Here is an 18,075-nt window from a genome sequence, read left to right on the forward strand (position 1 = left end):
AATAGATTTAGATAATAATAATGTTTTATTATTTAGCTGCCCCTTTGATAGACTTAGGTGCTTCTTGATGGTAAACAAGTTTCCATGCATCTAATACATTTTCTTTCGTTACATTTAACGCAGGAACAGCCACATAGGCAGGTGCTTCTTTACCAAGTAAGGAATAACCAGCTAAAACCGCTTCTGAAATTCCCTGGTCATATGGAAGCTGAGCACCTAGGCCTTTAATCAAACCGTTTGATGCAATGTCTAAGGCAACGTTTGTCCCTAAATCAATAGTTGTAATGACAAAATCTTTCTTTCCTGCCGTACGTGCTGCTGCTAAAGCACCTTCCGCTGGAACGTCCCAAACGACAAACATTCCATCAAGATCACGATTTTTGGTGAGCATTCCTGATGCTACCTTTTCTCCATCGTTAGGACCAATGATTCCGCCACGTTCCACGATTTTGATTTTTGGATATTTTTCCTTGATTGTTTTTTCAAAGGCTTCTGTACGCTGTTTTGTTACAAAGTAATCCGCATCATGATAGATAACACCGATTTTTCCTTTTTCACCAAGTTGTTTCGCCATGACCTCCGCTGCTTGAACACCATTTCCATAGTTGTCAGCAGAAACTACACTCACATAATCCTTGCCGGCTTCTAATCCGTTGGGTTTATTATCCATAAACACGACTTTTACTCCAGCATCTGCTGCTTTCTTAAAGGCGGATGCAGTTGAAACAGGATCTACTGGAATCCCAACAATAATATCTGGCTTTTTAGCTAAAACAGTTTCAATATCTGATACTTGTTTCTCGGCCTTGAACTGTGCATCTGTTACTGCCACTACTTTAATTCCCATTTTTGCAAACGTTGCTTTTAATCCATCGATTTGAGCGGTTGCCCAGTCATTCCCAGCATAGTGCATGACAATCGCCGCTGTGTATTTTCCTTCTTTAATCTTTTGTACTTCTTCTTCCGTCAGCTTCAATGTTTTTGCAGAAACGGCGGCTTCTCCACTCGGACCTTTACTTAAAATCTCATGGTCAGGAATCTCTTGATTTATAGTGATTGGACCTGAACTAGCGGTTGTTTCTTCTGTTGTTGTGTTCTCTGTTTCTTTGCTACCGCTGCTAGTCGTGCTATCCTTGCCGCAGCCGACGAGTACGATGCTAGTAATAAAAAGAATCATAGTGAAAATAGATAGTAGCTTTTTCATAATTAGCCCCCTTTACGTGCTTTTTATTGATTAATCCTTTGAATAAAATACTCAAGTATTTGTACCGATTTTATGTATCACATCCTCTCCTGTTGTGTAACCGATTACATTTTTCTGCCTTTTTGACTTTGAAGATGGAATAGACCTTTTAAATAGATTAATTAGGCGAACCAGTTCCATTTAAACTCCCTGTATCCGCCCGGATTCTATTTTTTCAATTAGGTTATTACTTACACCCAATTCCTTTTAACTTTTCTGTCAAGTAATCAATGGATGTTTTTGCATACCAATCAGGATCTGCTTTTCTAGTACCAAATCCAATCTCCATTGAGAGGTATCCCTTGTAATCGATTTCCTTTAATGCTTTTAATACGGAATCCCAATTTACCGTTCCTTGTCCAGGTGGTAAACGATCGTCATCCGAAATATGAACATGATGCAACTTATCTTGCATTTTATAAACATAATCACTCGGTACTTCATTACGATATAGGGCATGGAATGTATCAAACATCACTTTCACATTGGATTCACCTGATTCTTCTGCCAACTGCAGGGCATCATCTGCCGACTCAATTAAATTACAATCAGCAGCTTGAGGTTCAACTACTAGCGTGATTCCAAGGTCTTTCGCATATTTTGCCACATCTTGCAAACCTTCGCGGCTATATTTCCATGCTTCTTGTTTGTTCATACCAAAACCAAACCAGCCGGCAAGCCACATCACAGTTGGGCATTCCCAGTCATGCGCTAATCGAATGACTTCTTTGTAATGATTGATTGTAAATTCACGCTCTTCTTTCAAAGCTGAACTTGGATTTATTCCAGGTCCTCCTCCAGGAGCGGGAAGCATAGCAGCAACATTAAGATTATTTCTTTGTAAATGCTGAAGAATTTCCTTACGTCTCTGCTTGGATAAATAATCAGGCCATGCATGCGGACTCGCACAACCGATTTCAATTCCATCATAACCAAATGCAGCAATTCGACTAATCACTTCTTCTAATGGATAAAATGGCAGCATGGATGGAAAAGAATTATAAACCCAAGTATTAAATGAAAGTTTCATTTTATTGATCCTCCTCAAAAATTAAGTACCAAAAGGTTTTATTATTTATTAACGTTTATTCCCAAACAAACACAGCTTTTTCCGTCCTTCTTTCGTCAAACATACGGAAAGCTGTTTCCGCTTCTTCCAATTTAAATTGGTGAGTAACCAACTTTTCTACTGGCAGATTCTTTCTTACAATAAACTCAGCAATCTCATCAAATTCTTGAATTGGGAAGTACCAAGAACCCATTACAGAAATCTGTTTTCGAATTAATTGCGCACTTGGTTTGATTGTTGTCTCTTTACTTTCGCCGATAAAAGCGACACGTCCATGTGCTCTTACACAATCTAGCGCATCATTTTCACCAAATGGGCTTCCGGAGCAATCAATCGCAGCGTCTGCACCAAGACCCTTTGTAATACGAGCGATTTCTTCTTGAACATTCATTGTTTTACCATTGATGGTATAATCTGCACCCAATTCCTTCGCAAGCTCTAAACGCTCATCAAGCATATCAACAGCAATAACGGTTGCGCCTAATCCTTTGGCGATCATCACACCCGCACCGCCCATAGGACCCATTCCAAAAATAACAAGATAGTCTCTTCCGGAAATCCCTAATCTCTTTTGCGCATGGTAAAGGGTTCCTACAGCGTCAGTTGAAACAGCTGCTGTTACAAAACTCATGCTATCTGGAAGTCTCATACAGTTTTCAGCTGGAACCACCATGTACTCTGCGTCACCGCCGTGAGAGTCAAAGCCGATACACTTAAACTCTTTGCAGAACATTTTGTAGCCGCTCTTACAATGAGCACATTCACCACAGCCAAGAGCTAAGTAAACAGCAACTCGGTCACCTGCTTTGTAATTGGAAACGCCAGCTCCTACTTCTGTGATAACTCCTGCAGGTTCATGCCCTGGTACTGTGCATCCGCATTTTGTTCCTTCAAAAACGGAAGTTCCATAATATAAGCTCATATCGCTTCGGCAGATCGCTGATGCTTTTAACTGAACTAATACTTCCCCTTGTCCAGGCGTTGGAATTTCAACCTGGCGAATCTCTACCTTTTTATCTCCTGGAAAAAATACAGCATTCATTGTTGTCATTGTACTGCCTCCAATCATTCATCATTAATTTTGAAAAACAATTATCCTATCATATTTCCTTGAAATGAGCTGCGGGAGGGAACAGCCCCTCCCTTTGTAAGCAAGAGAACCGTCCCCATGCTTCCAAAAAATTAAGCCCACCACATCTCGGTAATTTTCTCCTTGAAAATGGCCCCTTTTAAGAGAGTAATCGCTTTGTTTAGTCCCTCGTCGGTGGAAGCAAGCATATCTTCATGTTCAATGGAAATAACATAATCGTATCCGACTGCTCGAAGGGCACTTACTATGTCTTTCCACATTTTTTCGTCCGAGCCGTATCCGACTGATCTAAATGTCCAGGAGCGGTCTAAAATTTGGCTATAATGCTTTGTATCTAAAACACCATTAATCTTGATATTTGCTTGATCTAAATAAGTGTCCTTCGCATGGAAATGGAAAATCGCATTTTCCCTGCCAAGCTTTTTGATGGCCTCGACCGGGTCAATTCCTTGCCAAACAAGGTGGCTCGGATCAAAGTTTGCACCAATGTTTTCGCCGGCATGCTCCCTTAACTTTAGTAGAGTTTCAGGATTATAAACGACAAATCCTGGGTGCATTTCAAAAGCAATTTGCTGAATGCCATGCTCTTTCGCGAATTTTGCTTCCTCTTTCCAATAAGGAATAACGACTTCGTTCCATTGCCAGTTCAGCACTTCTAAATATTCCGGAGGCCATGAGCATGTAACCCAGTTTGGATTTTTTGCACTTATATGATCACCCGGACAGCCGGAGAAGCCATTGATAACAGGAACTTCCAAAAGTTCTGCAAGTAATACCGTTTTTCGCCAAACGTCATGTGACTCTTGAGCAATGTTTACATTTGGATGGAGCGGGTTACCGTGGCAGCTTAAGCCGCTGATCGTTAATCCCCTAGTTTCAAGTGCTCTTAGGAATGATTTTCTTTTTTCAGGAGATTCAAGCAATTCATCCGGATTACAGTGATGATTGCCGGGATAATTCCCTGTCCCCAATTCAACGGCCTCCACACCCATGGCTGCCAGTTTATCCAACATTTCTTCAAAAGGCAGGTTCTGATACAAGGGGGTAAATACACCTATTTTCACGCAAGTACCTCCTTGCTAGTCTGAACCTTCACCCATTTCTGCTGCTGGTTACTTTCTAAGATTGCGTCTGTGATACACATCGAAAGGTGCCCGTCTGCAAATGTCGCAAAATTAGGCTTGTCTGTTTTCAGGCTTTTGCCATCGCGAACAAACGAGTAGAAATTCAACATCATATTTTTCAAAGCATCTGGCCAGCCTTCATTATGCCCTCCAGGATGATGAATAGCAGACCTTGCCTCCAGCGAAAACAACGCCGGATCCGCTAATAGAACTTCATTTGCTTTATCCCGGTGCCCGATCCATAGCTTTTCTGGTTCTTCCTGGTTCCAGAATATTGAAGCTTGACTTCCATTTATCTCAAAGCTTAATCTATTTTTCCGTCCCGCACTGACTTGAGATACAGTAAAGACTCCTCTAGATCCATCCTCAAACCGGACAAGCACAGATGCATAATCTTCTGTATTAATTGGAACATCTTCATATTTCATAACTTCCGACGTCTGTGCCCCAAAAGTAGCTACGTTTCCTGTCGGTTTCTTTCTTACTGGAACAACAGTTGCTAAATCGGCAAAAACTTCAACAATCCTTTTGCCTGTTACAAATTGGACGGTATCACACCAATGGGAACCTATGTCCGCTACTGCGCGTGACTTTCCGCCTACTTCCGGCGCCAAACGCCAGTTGTAGTCTGTTTCATATAATAACCAGTCCTGCAAGTAGCTTCCGTGAACCAAGTTCACTTTCCCAAGATCACCTTCAGTGATTTTCGCTTTTAAGTTTTGTACACTCGCATGCTGTCTGTAATTAAAGTTCACCGCATGGATGACGCCTTGTTTTTCTGCTAACTCCAATAATTCTGCAGATTCATCACTGTTCATAGCCAGTGGTTTCTCTGAGACAACATGCTTTCCAGCTAAAATAATCTCTTTATTAATGGCAAAATGAAGATGATTTGGTGTGCAATTGTGCACGACCTGGATTTCGCTGTCTTTCAGCATTTCTCGGTAATCACCAATGGCCTTCGGAATTCCAAGCTCAGCTGCCTTTTTTTCAGCCATTTCTTGACTGGTTTCCGCCAAACCAGCTACTTCTACAAAACCAAGCCTTCTGATGGCTTCTATGTGAGTCGGCCCGATAAATCCAGTACCGATGATACCAACTTTAATCTTCTCCACCTTTCTTCCTCCTGTTCAAAAGTTGATCGTGTTGTTCAAGGATGCAAATTGATAGACCTTATAGGGTCATTTTGCTTTTATTGAAAAGAATACAGCCGCTTTTATCATTAATTCCGCCAATTTCCGAGGAAATTCCGCCAGTTTTCTCATTAATTCCGTCAATTCCCGAGGGAATTCCGCAGAATTCTGCTATTATTCCGCGGAAACCTCTATTAAAAATTACCTCTTCATCGCTTTCTTACCGAATGCCACCGCTAGGATAATGATAATTCCTTTGATAATCATTTGCTGGCTGACATCAAGACCCATGATAATCAAACCATTATTGATCGTACCAATCATTAGGGAACCAACTATCGTTCCGATGATTGTTCCTACACCGCCAAACAAGCTTGTCCCACCAAGGATAACCGCAGCAATAACAGAAAGCTCATCCCCTTCACCGAAGGAAAAACGTCCGGCATTCATACGGCCCGCATAAAGGAGACCAGCTAAACCAGCCATTAAACCAGTTGCAAGGAATACCATTAGCTTGATCTTCATTGTCTTTACGCCAGAGAATCTTGCAGCATTTTCATTTCCGCCTGTTGCTAATACCTGACGGCCAAAGGATGTCTTACGAAGTAAGATATGGGCAATCACTGTAAATACTAGAGTCCAAATAAGTAAAACTGGAATTGGACCAATGTCCCCTGAACCAAAGATGAAATTGAAATTTGCGTCTACAATCGGAACTGGAGCAGTATCTGTAACCCACATCGCAGCACCTTTAATGGCTCCCATCGTTCCCAGTGTTACCAAGAAGGAAGGAATCGCTACTTTTGTTACAAGCAGACCATTGATTAATCCAACCACAAGACCTGTACCAACACCGCCGATAAGTCCACCAATGATGCCATAACCAGCTTGGATGGCTAATGCACCTACTAGAGAAGAAAGGGCAGCGATGGAACCGACAGAAAGGTCAATCTCCCCTGTACTAATAACAAATGTCATCGCTAACGCCATCAAAGATATCGTCGCAGTTTGTCTAACAATATTTAATAAGTTCCCTGAAGTTAAAAACCCTTCATCACTTAAGCTGATAGAAAAATAGATTAATACGCCCACGAAGGCAAAATAGACAATATAATTACGCCACTCGAATCCTTTCAACGCAGGAGTTGCTGGCTTTTGAATACTAGAAACCTTGGATTGCATATTGTAATTCCTCCTCTGATTTAATCTCCCTGCGGGTCATTTCCTTTTTGATTTTCCCATCATGCATAACGATCACACGGTCACTCAAAGCAAGCAGTTCTGGGAGCTCGGAGGAAACCACAAGGATCGCCTTGCCGTTTTCGGCCATAGCTCGAATAATTTCAACAATTTCCGTTTTTGCACCTATATCCACACCAATTGTTGGTTCATCCAACATCAAGACAGTAGGGTCGTTCGCCAGCCATTTGGCTAGAACAATTTTTTGCTGATTACCGCCCGATAACAACCCGGCCTTTTTAAAAATATTATCTGTTTTAATATTTAACTTCCTTACAAATTCATTACTAATCTCATTGGACTTCTTACTATCAATAAATGCTCCTTTTTTCACCTTCGAAAGTATTGGAAGAATCATATTATCCTTGACACTATGTTCAAGAACCAATCCTTGCATCCGGCGGTCCTCCGGAATCAGTGCAAGTCCGGCTTCTATCGCATTTTTTGGATTCTTAATGGATTGTTTTTGACCATTGATGTAGATGTCTCCACTCTTAATTGGGTCAATCCCAAAGAGATTTCGAAGTAATTCCGTCCGGCCGCTTCCCATTAACCCAGCAATTCCGACAATTTCACCCGGCTGAATTTTTAGATTAATATCTTGGACATGTTCAGCATTTAAATTTCTTACTTCAAAAATCGGCGGCACGTCTGTTGCATAGAAACGTTCTTTCCACTCAAATGCTTGGTCAAATTGCATACCGACAATATGTGAAATAACAGTATCAAGATCGGTTTCACTGCATTTTTCTGTTGTGATATAACGGCCATCACGCATAATCGTGATTCGGTCACATATTTCAAAGATTTCATCCATCCGGTGAGAAATATAGATGATGGAATAACCTTTTGCTTTCAATTTGTTAATAAAACTAAAGAGTACTTCCGTTTCATTTTTGGTTAAGGACGAGGTTGGCTCATCCATAATCAGAATCTTTGCTTCTTGGGAAAGTGCTTTGGCAATTTCCGTCATCTGCCAGTAGCCAACCCCCAAATTTTGAACTACATCATTTGGTCTAATATCTACGCCTAATTCTTCTAGCAATTTTTCTGTTTTCTTCTCACAATCCTTATCATCGAGCAGCCCTAATGATGTTTTCTTCTCACGAGTAAGATAGATGTTTTGGGCGACGGTAAGGGTAGGAATTAAACTAAACTCTTGGAAAATCATCGATATATTATTCTTTTGAGCATCATCATAACTTTTAATGCTTACTGATTTTCCTTCAATTAAAATCTCGCCGCTGTCTGCGGAGTATACCCCTGTGAGGATTTTCATTAACGTCGATTTCCCGGCACCATTCCCCCCCATCAAGGCGTGAACTTCACCTTTTTTGACGGAAAAATGAACATCATTTAAAACGGTAATCCCATTAAAAGCTTTATTAATACCTCTCATTTCGAGAATCGGCTGTTCCATCCAAGTCCACCTTCTTTTTATGTTAGAGGCTGCTATCAAAAGCAGCCCCTATCCTTTTTTTAAAATTATTTCATCGCATTTTTTACTGTGTCAGGAGCGTCTGTTCCGTAGATTAACTTCCATTCATCTAATACATTTTCTTTCGTAACTTTGATGGATGGTGAAGCGACATACGCTGGTGCTTCTTTTCCTAATAAGGCATAGCCGGCAAGGATTGCTTGAGCTACACCTTGGTCATATGGGAGCTGTGCTCCAAGACCTTTAACAATTCCATCTTGTGCAATGGAGATGGCTACGTTTGTGCCTAAGTCAACTGTTGTAACAACTAGATCATCCCTGCCAGCAGTTCTTGCCGCAGCCATAACACCTTCAGCTGGTACATCCCATGGAGCGAAGATACCATCAATATCATGGTGTCTTGTCAACATAGCAGATGCTACTTCTTCTGCCTGATTTGGACCAGTAATCCCACTTTTTGCGACAATCTCAATATTTGGATACTTTTCTTTGATTCTTTTTTCAAAAGCATCAGAACGGTTTTTGGTAACAAAGAAGTTTACATCGTGATACACAATGCCGACTTTACCCTTTCCGCCAAGTTTTTCAGCCATAATGTCTGCTGCGGTTGCTCCATTACCCATGTTGTCACCAGACACAATACTGATGTAATCTTTCCCTGCAACTAAACCTTGTGCAGCACCATCCATGAATACTAACTTTACGCCTTGGGCAACAGCCTTTTTATAAGCTGGTGCGGTAGATACGGCATCAACTGGAACAGAAATCATAATGTCCGGCTTTTTCGCTAAAACGGTTTCGATATCATTTACTTGCTTTTCCGCTTTGAACTGTGCATCTGTTACAGCAACGATCTTGATGCCCATCTTCTTAAATGTATCCTTCATCGCACCAACTGCGGCATTCATATAGTCAGTACCAGAGTAGTGCATAACAATCGCCGCTTTATATTTACCTTCTTTAATCTTCTTTAGCTCATCTTCCGTAAGCTGCAATGTCTTAGCTGAAACGGCCTGTTCTCCGTTCGGCCCTTTATCTTGTACCACTAAATCAGGAATCTTTGGATTGATCGTTAATGGACCTGAAGCTGTTTCTGAGTAGTTTTCATTCTTCTCCGTGCTCGCTTGTTCAGATGTAGATTTTTTTCCGCCACATCCTGCAAGAAAAACACTTAAAACAAGTAACAGTAAAACTGTAAAAGAAAAACTCTTTTTCATTTAATTACCCCCACTATAGTAGTTATTTAGTTGAAGCTCTTTATTTGTCGGTACCACCTTACAATCTATAAGTGTGGCACCACCCCCTTTTCATAAATGTAAGCTTAATAGAATATTACTAGTAATGGATTACATTCATTTAAGTTATAAAACCAGGCTTCTATGGGCTTCAAAAAATGTAATAGATTACATTTTTTTCTAAAAATTTTTCACATACTGCTGACAAGACTGTCTTACAATCAACTGGTTAGCTAAAAACATTTGCTCGTGTTTGATTTCCTCTTTGTTGATGAGCTTCAATAGTACTTCCGCCACTTTCTCACCAATTTCAAACGCGGGCTGGGCAATCGTTGTCAGACCTGGTTCGAATATGGACGAGAATTTCAGATTATCAAAACCGAGAACCGAAATATCCTCTGGCACCTTAAGTCCCTTAGATTTAATGGCTTTAATGACTCCCATTGCCATTTCATCATTGGCAGCGAAAATCGCAGATGGGAGTTGACCAATGGCAAAAAACTTCATCATAAGGTTAAAACCGCTTTCAAAAGAGAAATCACCTTCCTGGACTAACACAGGATCCACGATAAGGTTGTTGCTTGACATTGCTTGATAAAATCCTTTGAGACGGTCTCGGTTCAAGACACTATTGAGAGGTCCAATAATGCAGCCAATTCTTTCGTGTCCCAAATCGATTAAATATTCCGTTGCATTTCTGGCACCGCTTATGTTATCAATCGAAACAGTTGTGATGTTGGAACCTTCCATATACTCACACGCAAGGACCAACGGAAATTTTTGGGCCGCCTCTTCAACGGTTGCTGCATCCGTTTGGGCAGTTAATAAAGCGATTCCATCTGCTTTTTTTTGATGCAAAAGGTTTAAAAACCACTTTTCTCTTTCCAGATCATTGTCTGTATCGCCGAGTATAACTTGATATCCATTTGTAACCGCTACTGCTTCAATTCCCCTAAACACCTTTGAAAAAAACGGATTTGTAATGTCAGGCACAACAACTAGAATGGTTTTAGCAGAAACTATTTCCTTCTTTGCTAACATCTACAATCCCTACCATCTTTGTAATTTGTCCTTTCTTGTTTCTATATTTGAATTGTAATCGATTACAAAATTGTCGTCTAATCATCTTCCGGCAAGGTTTTTTTCCAACTGAAATCGTTTTCTATCCTTTTAGACACAATCATCGTTCATTCGAACAATAAAATCATAAATTTTTAAAAAAAACAAAAAAATTGAGGTCCGAGTTTATCGGACCTCACAACGATTTATTTTTTTGTAATTCTGCTAACTTATTCTTGGAAACTTTTGCTGTCTCCTCATAATTTTTAAAATATGCTTTGTACGTTTGCCCTGTCGTTTCAATCCTCTTTAAATATTGCAAATTAATAATATAGGAACGATGGGAGGCTACAAAACGGGAATCAAGGAGTTCTTCAAGATTCGTTAGCGCCTCATTTACCTCTACTTTTTGATCAATTGTATGGATGACGGCCTTTCGGTCCGCGCGTTCAATAAAAATAATGTCGTCTAACGGGATAAAAGAAAACTGATTGGACTGTTTAACCATTAAATCCTTCTTAACGGTTGGGCGCTCGCTTTCTGCTGGAGTCTTAGCAAGTGCAGCTGCTCGTCCTAATGCTGCATAAAGACGGTCACGGTCAATAGGTTTGACAATGTAATCGATTGCATTTACACTAAAGGCTTCTAAGGCAAACTCATCATGCCCGGTGATAAAGATAACTTGCAATGACGGAACTACTTTTTTACAAGATTTCACCGCTTCCATCCCATTCAACAATGGCATATTAATATCTACCAAAATGATGTCTGGCTTTTCTATCGTCACCTTGCAAATTAAATCCTCACCATTAACGGCTTCTCCAACCATTTCATAACTCTGCAAAGGTTTAATGAGATGCTTCAATAGTTTTCTCGATGGTGCATGGTCCTCTGCAATTAAAACTCTCAAAAGATCACCTCATATTAAAAGCTTCTATTTAAGTGGAACATTAATATATAAATTAATAGCTAACAAATTACTATTGGAATCGCTGTCAAACTAACTACTCTCAGTATAAGGCAGTTTAAGCAGGATAGGAAGTATTTTATGATTAAATAGGTATGGTGGTTTTTTGCAGTTTTAAAGAAGAATTACCGTGGACTATACTAAAGCTATGGCTTCAGGAAAATCCATGACTATTCTTTCGGAAGGCAGGGTATAACAATGGAAATCACCCCTAACGAAAATTTATATAAAGAAGTTTTACAAACCATGTCTGAATGCGTCATTATTCATAAAAAGTCGGGAAGAATCATTGCGCTTAATGAAAATGTTGAAAAAGTACTTGGTATTAAATCCGATTTATTAACGGAAGCAAATGTAAGCAAATTAGATTATGTAAAAGAAGACGGATCCTCCCTGCCCTATTCAGAATTACCTGGAATCATCACCCTCGAACAGGGGATTCCTTTCCATGATTATGTCTTGGGAGTAAGCGATCGAAATAATGGGACTAAATGGCTTTCCATTACTTCAAAACCACTTAAATTACATAATGACGGGGAACAAGCCGCACTAGTGACCATATCGGATATTACCGAACGAAAAAAGATGGAACAAACAATCATTCAGGCTAAAGAAGCGGCGGAAAAAGCAAACCTAACCAAATCAGACTTTCTTTCCAAAATGAGTCATGAACTCCGGACCCCTTTGAACGGAATCCTTGGTTTTGCCCAGCTATTAGAAATAGATGAAACCCTAAATGAGGAGCAGCAGGACTTTGTCCAAGAGATCTTAAGCGGAGGGAAGCATCTATTAAGCTTAATTAATGATATTTTAGATTTATCCAGAATCGATACGGGCCAATTAAAAGTTTCAATTGAAGAGGTAGATCTGCTGACCATTATCAATGAATGTATCCATATCGTGCTGCCGCTTGCCATGAAAAAAGGAATTACAATTCATAATCAAATGGACCATTCGGAAACCGTAACCGTTCTTGCCGATCCGATTCGCCTGAAACAAATCCTTCTTAATCTTCTCGATAATGCCATCAAATATAACCGGGAAGACGGCAAAGTCATGATTTTCTCTTATATGAAACAAAACGAGGCTGTTATTCATATCGCGGATACAGGAGTCGGGCTTTCAGTGGAAGAATATCAGAAAGTGTTTGTCCCATTCTATCGGATTGAAGGGACACAAGAGGAAGGTACGGGCATTGGATTGTCTTTAGTAAAGCAACTTGTCCAACTTATGAGTGGAAAAATTAGTGTAACGAGCCAAAAAGGAATCGGCAGCGATTTTCGCTTTAGCCTCCCCCTTCCCCATGATTTAACGACCGCGATGAAATGGGGGGAAGAAGTGATGGATTTACCAACAAAGAATCCTGAGTCAGATCACTATGGTTTGCTATATGTGGAAGATAATGAATCTAACTTACACCTTGTGAAGAACATCCTGAAATCCCAGCCATCCTATACGATCTTAACTGCTCGTTCCGGAAAAGAAGGATTAGCACTGGCTAGGACTGAAAAAGTAGATTTAATTCTACTAGATCTTAACCTCCCAGATATGCATGGCTATGAGGTGTTTGACCTTATAAAACAGGATGAAGACACGAAGGATATAGCGATTATTGCTGTCAGTGCCAATGCCATGCCTCAGGACATCCAGCAGACATTAGGCAAGGGGTTTGATAATTATCTGACAAAACCTATTAATGTAAAGGAGTTCTTAACAACTATTTACGAAACTTTAACTAGTACAATTAATCAAAATATACCCGAACATAAAATTTTAAGTACCGGACCAAATGGAGAGGAAGCTGTATCTGCCAAGACATTGCAGTTGTCTATGAAAGATTTAAAAAAGCTAAGAGAAAAGAACTATACAGCTGCTATTGCCATGCACTATACCGGGAATAATTGGGCAAGAGCACAAATTGAAGGATTGAAGACAACTTTTAATAAAATGGGGATTAGGGTCGTGGCTGTAACTGATGCCGAACTGAACTGGGAAAAGCAAGTTGTAGACATTCAAGAGATATTAGCAAAAAAACCGGATATTATTGTTAGTCTTCCAATCGATCCGTTATCAACCGCGGGTGCCTTTCAAACCGCAGCTCAATCAGGTGTGAAGCTGGTTTTTATGGACAATACACCATACGGGTTGGAAGCGGGTAAGGATTATGTAAGCGTCGTTTCAGCCGACAATTATGGAAACGGGTCTTATGCAGCCGACATTATGGCAGAGAAAATAGGTTTTAAAGGCAAGATTGGGGTCATATACTACGATGCTGATTTTTTTGTAACGAAACAAAGATTAATGGCTTTTGAAAAAACGATTAGAGAAAGTTATCCTGACATTCAAATCGTAGTCCGCAGCGGTTTTACTAGTCCGAATGATGGGAAAGAGCTTACAGACGCTATGATTTCTCAACACCTCGATTTGAAGGGAATCTTTGTTGTATGGGATTTGGTAGCGGAAGGTGCTATGGCCTCAGCCCGTGCCCTAGGAAAACATGATTTAGTTATTACGACAATCGATTTGAGTACCAATACCGCTATAGAAATTGCTAAAGATGAACTTATCAAGGGCTCGGGTTCGCAGATGCCCTACCATCAAGGAGTGGCCGAGGCAATCCTGGCCGGTTATGCACTGCTCGGCAAACCAGCACCGGCTTATGTAGCTGTACCGGCACTAAAAGTAACAAAAGAAACTCTCCTTGAGGCATGGAAACTTGTGTATAACCAAGATCCCTCAGAATTAAATGGGTACTTAAATATTCTTTGATGACCGTGATATAAACAGGGAATGAGTATGCTAATTCATCGTTACACCTCTTTCCCTAATTTTTTTCTGTATAGTTTAAACAGTGATGAGGAAAGCCCATTCGATGAAAGAATATCTGATATTCCAATGTTTTTTTCATTATCCTTTTTCTAATTAACTCATTAATTGATATGATTCTTTTAAAAGAACTAAAAACTCTTGATTTAGTTCGTCTTCACTATGAAATCTAAAGTTATTGTGAAATCTGTTTTTTGAAACTTGTTCAATTTTAGTAATCTTCTCGTGTTCAATTTGATGGTTTGTTACTAAATTAAAATCTAACCATTTCTTTTTTGGATGAACTCCTCCGAAGGCAGATTTATTCAAAAGATGTATAGAAGTCTTTTTAAACTCAATTTCAAAAGGTCCAATTTCTTTCAATAAATCGAGTATTTTTGAATATATTTCATAAACATTAGATTCCTTATTTGAGAATAATTCATCTTCTGACATATCACCATCTCCTAGTAGAAGTATAATGGAAACATGTAGTTTTAGTTAAGGAGGGTTGATAAAGTTGGGGGAATTTCTAAATTTTTCATATCAGGGTTTTAGGTACAAACTTTATGTTCCGAGCGAATATCAAGCGGAAAAAGATACTCCTTTGATGGTGATGCTTCATGGATGTGAACAAGATCCGGATGATTTTGCTGCTGGAACAAATATGAACGAGCTTGCTGAAAAAGAAAACTTTCTCGTACTCTATCCTGACATGAATCACCTGTTTAATCCTTCGAATCCGGCTGCTTATAACCCTTTTGGCTGCTGGAACTGGTTTTTGGATAAAAATCAGCACCGTGGAGAGGGACATCCCAAGTTAATTAATGCGATCATTAATCAGATTAAAGGTACATACCGCATTGATTCAAGTAAGGTGTACGCAGTTGGTTTATCTGCAGGTGCGGCACTTGCTTGCATTCTTGGAGTTACCTATCCAGATGTATTTAGCGGTATCGGAGTGTGTGCGGGACTTCCCTATGATGCTGCGAATGTATTTTTTCTAACCGATCCAATGGCTAAGGCTGCTAAAGAAAGCATGCAAAAAGGCGTTTCTGACCCCTATGCATGTGGTAACAGCGCCTTTCAGGAAATGGGAAAGTTCAAGAAGAAAATGCCTGTTATTGTTTTCCATGGTATCTGCGATACAGTTGTACATCCCATTAATGGACAACAGGTTATCATACAGTGGGCACAAACTAATTTTCTTGTAGAAGGTGGTAGTGGAAGAGCTGATATTACACCTCACCAGGTCAAATCAGACCTTATCAATGGAAAAAGTTGTACTAAACATGTATACAGTGATGGGGGCGGTGAACTTTTAATGGAACTATGGATAATCGATCAAATGGGGCACGCTTGGTCTGGCGGGAGCTTAAATGGTTCATATACCGACCCATTAGGGCCAAATGCAACAGAAATCATTTGGAATTTTTTCACCAAACACCATCAGCACACTGTTGATAATCTGGTTGATAATCTGGTCGAAACACCTAAAAAGAACTTTTTTCGTGACCTTTTTACAAAGCTTTTTAAGAAAAGAGGATAAAACTATTCATCTTATTCTCTTAAGTCCACCTACTCCAACCACATCCTCGAATGCCACCCGATTAAACTCGCAAGGCTTTACTGCTTCACGAAGTTGATGAGTAATTGGATCAACGTAATGAAATCAAACGTTGCATATCGAATGCTAAATGTAAAAAAGACGCAGGACCTTTACGCTTTTGTATGTTCATCCGAATATGTTCAAAATGTACAATATTATGTATATAAATTTGCACCGTATTTGTGGTGCTTTTTGTTTAATAAAATAGCCTAGTTCCTTATGACTAAGCTACGAAGTGGTCTGGGACTCTAGGAGGCAGACCACTTTAGAAGGAAAGGAGAAGGATATAAAAACATTGCATATATAGAGAACTCAGAAAATAAGTCTCGCTACTATTTCTGTGAAGATAATTCGAAGATTCATCCTTTGTCTATTCATTTACCAATCGCCTCCAGGAGCTTAATTGAATTATTCTCCATTTCGCACATTGATTCAAGCGGGTACTCTAAATAACACTCGTCCGAGCACATAAATTCATGTGTTCTCCCCCAACAAATTACTCCCATCCAACATTTACTTTAGTATGTGCTGTGAACGGTAGAGACCTGGGGTTGTTCCAATATGTTTCTTGAATACTTGATTAAAGTATTTTTGATTTTCGTAGCCTACCTGTTTACAAATTTCGGATACTTTTAAATTTGAGGTTCTTAGCATTTTTTTGGCATTATTTAATCGAACCTTTGTAATATATTCAAAAATGGTGCTGCCAACTGCCTTAGAGAACAAACTACATAGGTAGGCAGGGTTCTTATGGAACAGCTTGCCTAAATCATCTAAAACAATTGGTTCTTTATAATTAGCATTAATGAAACTTTTTAAATCGATGATTAATTTTTCATTATATGACACGTGATTTTCATTTAAATTAGCAGTGGATTGCCCAATAAATTGTTCTAGCCAAACTCTGATTTCTTCAAAAGACTGCAGTTGATTTAATTCTTGGTAAACTAAGTATCGTTCGCCGCCGCTTTTATTTATTTCATATTCACTTTCGATATATTCCAAGAAATGATTAACGATTTTAAAACAGACGTATTTTGTTTTTTCTGGGGGGAGGCTACTCTTTTGGCAATCGAGAAAAACTTGGTCCATGAAAAGATTCATGTTGCTAAGAAGGTCTGGGCCTTTTCCATTAAAAAATGTATCAATTTTTTCAATAATACGATTACCAAAGGAATGATTGAACGTTTCTAATTCTTTATAATAGGTTATTAACTGGTTTGAAAATATACCATTTTTCAACGCTTCTTTTGCTTCACTATAGGCTTTCTTTATGCCCGAAATAGTTACATAGATATTACTTACTCCAACCATCGGTCTTATGTTCATTTCATGAAAAAGCAATGACACAAGATCCTGAACCAAGTCATTCCCTAGCTCTGAACCAGCGTTTGAAATCATGATGACGATTTCACTATCAATCGTATAGACAAAGTTCTGTATCTTCCTGTTTTCCAATAGGCTTTTTAAACACTCTAAGGAAGCTTGAATTTTTTCAGTGGCATTTGAATCATCCCAGTCAACCCCCCTCAATCCGATGTTTAAAAAAGAAAAACTTTGTAGCTTTTGGTCCTTTTCCGGCACAACAAATCTTTGGCCTAAAATGTAATCAAGGACACGCTTTTCTTCTAAAGCCATTTGATATTCATTCATCCGCTCAGTTGCTTGTTTTTCATTTTTTATTTTTTCTAGTTTTAAAATGGCATTTTTAATAGAATGAACAATTTCTTCTACTTCAATAGGTTTAACTAGATAGTCGATTGCCTCGAGTTGAATAGCCCTTTTGGCGTAATCAAACTTTGAATAACCGCTTATAATGATAAAAACAGCATCAAGATTAAGAGCCTTTGTTTCTTGAATTAAATCCAATCCATTTAATTTAGGCATTCTTATATCTACTAACACAATATCAGGCTTTTTATTCATGATTTCTTTAAGTGCTTCTTCTCCGTCTAAGGCAGATCCTACAATTTCAATGTGATGATCCTTCCAGTTAGTGGCTGATTTTAAGCCTTCAATTACAATTTTTTCATCATCAACAATTAAAAGTTTATACATAATTGA

Annotated in this window: 14 protein-coding genes; 2 read left to right on the forward strand and 12 right to left on the reverse strand. The window is 39.2% G+C overall.

The annotated features are described in order from the left end of the window. Positions 1–28 precede the first annotated feature (28 nt). From M3610_RS11075 to M3610_RS11120, 10 genes are all read right to left on the reverse strand, one after another. Positions 29–1,204, reverse strand: coding sequence for a substrate-binding domain-containing protein (locus tag M3610_RS11075; protein WP_251459185.1), 1,176 nt, complete (start codon positions 1,202–1,204; stop codon positions 29–31). Positions 1,205–1,430: 226 nt separating this feature from the next. Then, positions 1,431–2,273 (reverse strand): sugar phosphate isomerase/epimerase family protein, encoded by an 843-nt coding sequence (locus tag M3610_RS11080; protein WP_251459187.1) that lies wholly within the window; start codon positions 2,271–2,273, stop codon positions 1,431–1,433. Positions 2,274–2,328: 55 nt separating this feature from the next. After that, a complete protein-coding gene (locus M3610_RS11085) occupies positions 2,329–3,363 on the reverse strand; it encodes a zinc-dependent alcohol dehydrogenase family protein (RefSeq protein ID WP_251459189.1) in 1,035 nt (344 codons plus the stop codon). Positions 3,364–3,494: 131 nt separating this feature from the next. Beyond that, entirely contained in the window at positions 3,495–4,466 is a 972-nt protein-coding gene (locus M3610_RS11090) for a sugar phosphate isomerase/epimerase family protein (RefSeq protein WP_251459191.1), read from the reverse strand. Continuing rightward, entirely contained in the window at positions 4,463–5,641 is a 1,179-nt protein-coding gene (locus M3610_RS11095; protein WP_251459193.1) for a Gfo/Idh/MocA family protein, read from the reverse strand. The genes M3610_RS11090 and M3610_RS11095 overlap by 4 nt, the downstream gene beginning before the upstream one ends. A 219-nt stretch (positions 5,642–5,860) precedes the next feature. Then, positions 5,861–6,841, reverse strand: coding sequence for an ABC transporter permease (locus tag M3610_RS11100; protein WP_098575672.1), 981 nt, complete (start codon positions 6,839–6,841; stop codon positions 5,861–5,863). Beyond that, on the reverse strand, positions 6,822–8,318 hold the full coding sequence (locus M3610_RS11105; RefSeq protein ID WP_098575673.1) for a sugar ABC transporter ATP-binding protein: 1,497 nt from the start codon (positions 8,316–8,318) through the stop codon (positions 6,822–6,824). The genes M3610_RS11100 and M3610_RS11105 overlap by 20 nt, the downstream gene beginning before the upstream one ends. A gap of 65 nt (positions 8,319–8,383) precedes the next feature. Further along, a complete protein-coding gene (locus M3610_RS11110) occupies positions 8,384–9,553 on the reverse strand; it encodes a substrate-binding domain-containing protein (RefSeq protein WP_098575674.1) in 1,170 nt (389 codons plus the stop codon). Between the two features lie 198 nt (positions 9,554–9,751). Further along, positions 9,752–10,612, reverse strand: coding sequence for a substrate-binding domain-containing protein (locus M3610_RS11115; RefSeq protein ID WP_098575675.1), 861 nt, complete (start codon positions 10,610–10,612; stop codon positions 9,752–9,754). 214 nt (positions 10,613–10,826) lie between these two features. Further along, the gene (locus M3610_RS11120) at positions 10,827–11,540 is read right to left on the reverse strand and encodes a LytR/AlgR family response regulator transcription factor (protein WP_098575676.1); all 714 of its coding nucleotides are present in this window, start codon (positions 11,538–11,540) and stop codon (positions 10,827–10,829) included. 255 nt (positions 11,541–11,795) lie between these two features. Between M3610_RS11120 and M3610_RS11125 the strand changes: the two genes are divergently transcribed. Further along, on the forward strand, positions 11,796–14,366 hold the full coding sequence (locus M3610_RS11125; protein ID WP_251459195.1) for a substrate-binding domain-containing protein: 2,571 nt from the start codon (positions 11,796–11,798) through the stop codon (positions 14,364–14,366). A 153-nt stretch (positions 14,367–14,519) separates the two neighbouring features. On the opposite strand, the gene M3610_RS11130 is transcribed toward M3610_RS11125, so the two are convergent. Continuing rightward, the gene (locus M3610_RS11130) at positions 14,520–14,858 is read right to left on the reverse strand and encodes a DUF5655 domain-containing protein (protein ID WP_098575678.1); all 339 of its coding nucleotides are present in this window, start codon (positions 14,856–14,858) and stop codon (positions 14,520–14,522) included. A gap of 64 nt (positions 14,859–14,922) precedes the next feature. Here M3610_RS11130 and M3610_RS11135 point away from each other — a divergent pair, with 64 nt between their 5' ends. Then, positions 14,923–15,951, forward strand: coding sequence for an extracellular catalytic domain type 1 short-chain-length polyhydroxyalkanoate depolymerase (locus M3610_RS11135; protein ID WP_251459197.1), 1,029 nt, complete (start codon positions 14,923–14,925; stop codon positions 15,949–15,951). A gap of 573 nt (positions 15,952–16,524) precedes the next feature. Here M3610_RS11135 and M3610_RS11140 read toward each other — a convergent pair. Continuing rightward, positions 16,525–18,069: a response regulator gene (locus M3610_RS11140; RefSeq protein WP_251459199.1), complete on the reverse strand. Its 1,545-nt coding sequence runs from the start codon at positions 18,067–18,069 to the stop codon at positions 16,525–16,527. Positions 18,070–18,075: the final 6 nt, after the last annotated feature.

Source organism: Neobacillus sp. MER 74 (assembly GCF_023714155.1).